We start from the raw sequence: 2,930 nt of genomic DNA on the forward strand, positions 1-2,930 counted from the left end.
TCTCCAGATCCGCCCCCAGCTCCTGCTGCCACATCAGCGGCACCGGGGCGAAGGCTTCGTTCACTTCGTACAGGTCGATGTCCGCCAGACTCAGCCCGGCCTGCGCCAGCACCCGGCGGGTGGCCGCAATCGGGCCGGTGAGCATCAGCGTCGGGTCGGAGCCGACCGTGGTGAAGGCGCGGATCCGCGCTTTCGGGGTAACGCCCAGGCGCTTGACCGCGGCTTCCGACATCAGCAGCAACACTGCGGCGCCGTCGGAGATCTGCGAGGAATTGCCGGCGGTGAGCCGGCCCTCGGGACGGAAGCTGCTCTTGAGGGTGGCCAGCTTTTCGGCGGCGGTGCCCGGACGGATGGTTTCGTCGGCGGTGAACAGGGCGACGGTGGGTTCGGCCCAGTCCTTGTCTTTGAGGTCATTGACAGGAACGGGAGCGATTTCCCGGGTGAAGTAGCCGGCCTCGGCGGCCGCGGCGGCTTTCTGGTAGCTGCGCACGGCGAAGGCGTCGAGGGCTTCGCGGGTAAGGTTCCAGTGCTCGGCGACCCGCTCGGCGGCTTCGCCCTGGCTGGTCAGCTCGTAGCGTTCGGCGGCGAGCCAGCCGAAGGCCTCACCGTAGATTTCCCGGTTGCCGCCCATGCGCACGCGGCTCATGTTCTCGGCCCCGCCAGCGACGACGACGTCGGCACTGCCGGCAGCGATGAGCCCGGCGCCGACATGCACGGCCACTTCACCGGAGCCGCACTTGCGGTCAATCGTCAGGCCGGGGATGGTCACCGGCCAGCCGGCGCCCAGCAGGGCGGTGCGGGCGATGTTGGCCGATTGTTCGCCCACCTGGGTGACGCAGCCGAAGAGGACGTCGCTCACCTCTTCCGGACGGATCCCGGCACGGGTAACCAGGGCGTTGAGGACGTGGGCGCCGAGGTGATCGGCGCGCACGCCGGCCAGGCTGCCCTTGTATTTGCCGACCGGGGTGCGGACGGCTTCGACGATGTAGACATCGCTCATAGCGCGCTGGCCTTGAGGCCGGAGTGGGGCACGCGCTGGCCGGCTTCGTCGTACTGGTACACGCCGTGGCCGCTCTTGCGGCCGTAGCGGCCGGCGGCCACCATCTTGATGATCAGCGGACAGGGGCGGAATTTCTCGCCGAGGGTGCTGTGCAGGTAGCGCAGCACCGACAGGCGGGTGTCCCAGCCGGTCAGATCCCCCAGTTCGAGCGGACCCATCGGGTGGTTGAAGCCCATCCGGAGGGCAGTGTCGATGTCCTCGGCACTGGCGGTGCCTTCCTGCAGCATCCACATGGCTTCGTTGCCGAGCATGGCGGACATGCGGCTGGTGGTGAGGCCGGGGGATTCGTTGACGAGGATCGAGGTCTTGCCGATGGCCTCGCACCACGCCCGGCTGGTGGCCACGGTGGCGGCGTCGGTGGCGATGCCCAGCACCAGTTCGACCAGCTTCATCTTGTGCACGGGGTTGAAGAAGTGCATGCCGATGACCCGCTCGGGGGCAGGCACCGAGGCGGCGATCTCGGTGACCGACAGGGCCGAGGTGTTGGTGGCGATGATGGCCCCCGGCGCCAGCACCGTGGCGGCTTCGGTCAGGACGGCTTTCTTGACGGCGAGGTTCTCGGAGACCGTTTCGACGAGGAGCCGGGCCCCCTCGGCCGCGCCCGTCAGATCCTCGCAGAGGCTCAGGCGAGCCTTGGCGGCGTCGGCCAGCTCGGGGGCCAGTTTGCCCAGTTTGACCCCGCCCTCGAGGATGGCGTGGATGCTCGCTTGGGCCCGGGCCAGGGCCTCGGCGTTGCTGTCGACGAGGGTGGTGGCAAAGCCGCTGGATGCAAAGGCGTGGGCGATCCCCGTACCCATCAGCCCGGCACCCACAACAACAACGCGGGAGTCTTTGACAATCATGCTGTGTCTCTCTTTAATTTAGGCGCCGGCCTTGGGGCCGACGACGTTGCTGATCGTGCCGATGCCTTCGACGCTGGCCTCGACCACATCACCCGGATTCAGAAAGCGCCCGGTGCCCTGCCCCACACCCGCCGGCGAGCCGGTGAACATCACGTCACCACCGGTAAAGCTGGATCGAGCCTGGACGAAGGCCACCAGTTGGGCCACGTCCCAGGTCATCTCGGCGGTGTTACCGTCTTGGCGGGTTTCGCCATTCACCTTGAGCGTCAAGCGCAGCTTGGGGCTGCCGGCCGGAAACTCGTCACGAGTGACGATCCACGGGCCGAGGCCGGTGCTGCGGTCCTGGCTCTTGGCGGCGAAGAGGTCCATGCCGATGCCCACCGGGCCGCTGCGCTGCAGGTCACGGGCACTTACGTCGTTGCCGACGGTGTAACCCAGCACGCTGGAGAGAGGGTCAGCGAGATTCACCGGAGCAGAGCCGACAGCCACCACCAGCTCGACCTCGTGGTCGAGTTCCTGGGTGAGCGGTGGATAGCGAATCGGATCATGGGCGCCGATCAGCGCGCCGTAGGCCTTCAGGAACGCAATCGGCTGGGGCGGTGCCTTGAGGCCGAAGTCGTCGGCGAGGTGTTTGGCGTAGTTGGCGCCAGCCACCACCACCCGGTTGATCGGCTCAATCGGCGGAAGCAGACGCACGCTGCCCAGCGGACGGGCTTCCCCCGCCAGCGGCAGCGCGGCGCGCCCTTCCTCTGCTTTGCCGGCAGCTATGGCCCGGGTCAGCGCCGGGCCCCAGTCAGCAAAGGCACCAGCAATGGGCTGCAGGGTTTGGGTGTCGGTATCGACCAGTGCCCAGAACGGGGCGCCGCCCTCGGTGCAGCGGGCAATCTTCATGCTGCCTCCCCCTGCTTGGCCACCGCCCCCACCTTGGCCGGGTCCAGATGCAGCAGCTCGCAGGCATTGCCCCAGCGGATCTTCTGCAGATCCGCGTCCGACAGGCGCAGACCCTCGGTCAGATCGTGCCGCACCGC

The 2,930-nt window shown here is 68.0% G+C and carries 3 protein-coding genes; all 3 read right to left on the reverse strand.

All coding sequences use genetic code 11. The features are described 5' to 3' along the window. A partial coding sequence (locus ACIQ09_RS22090) for a thiolase family protein (RefSeq protein ID WP_398314564.1) occupies nucleotides 1-1,000 on the reverse strand: 1,000 nt, incomplete at its 3' end. Then, nucleotides 997-1,902, reverse strand: a complete 906-nt coding sequence (locus ACIQ09_RS22095; protein WP_398314566.1) for a 3-hydroxyacyl-CoA dehydrogenase — start codon at nucleotides 1,900-1,902, stop codon at nucleotides 997-999. The genes ACIQ09_RS22090 and ACIQ09_RS22095, both read right to left, overlap by 4 nt. A gap of 18 nt (nucleotides 1,903-1,920) precedes the next feature. Continuing rightward, nucleotides 1,921-2,793, reverse strand: coding sequence for a fumarylacetoacetate hydrolase family protein (locus tag ACIQ09_RS22100; RefSeq protein WP_398314568.1), 873 nt, complete (start codon nucleotides 2,791-2,793; stop codon nucleotides 1,921-1,923). Nucleotides 2,794-2,930 lie beyond the last annotated feature (137 nt).

The organism is Zoogloea sp. (assembly GCF_044344315.1).
In the GTDB taxonomy this organism is placed as follows: domain Bacteria; phylum Pseudomonadota; class Gammaproteobacteria; order Burkholderiales; family Rhodocyclaceae; genus Zoogloea.

Excerpts from the sequence above, each read along its gene's own strand:
- ACIQ09_RS22095 (WP_398314566.1), bottom strand. The coding sequence starts at position 1,902 with ATGATTGTCAAAGACTCCCGCGTTGTTGTTGTGGGTGCCGGGCTGATG.
- ACIQ09_RS22100 (WP_398314568.1), bottom strand. The coding sequence starts at position 2,793 with ATGAAGATTGCCCGCTGCACCGAGGGCGGCGCCCCGTTCTGGGCACTG.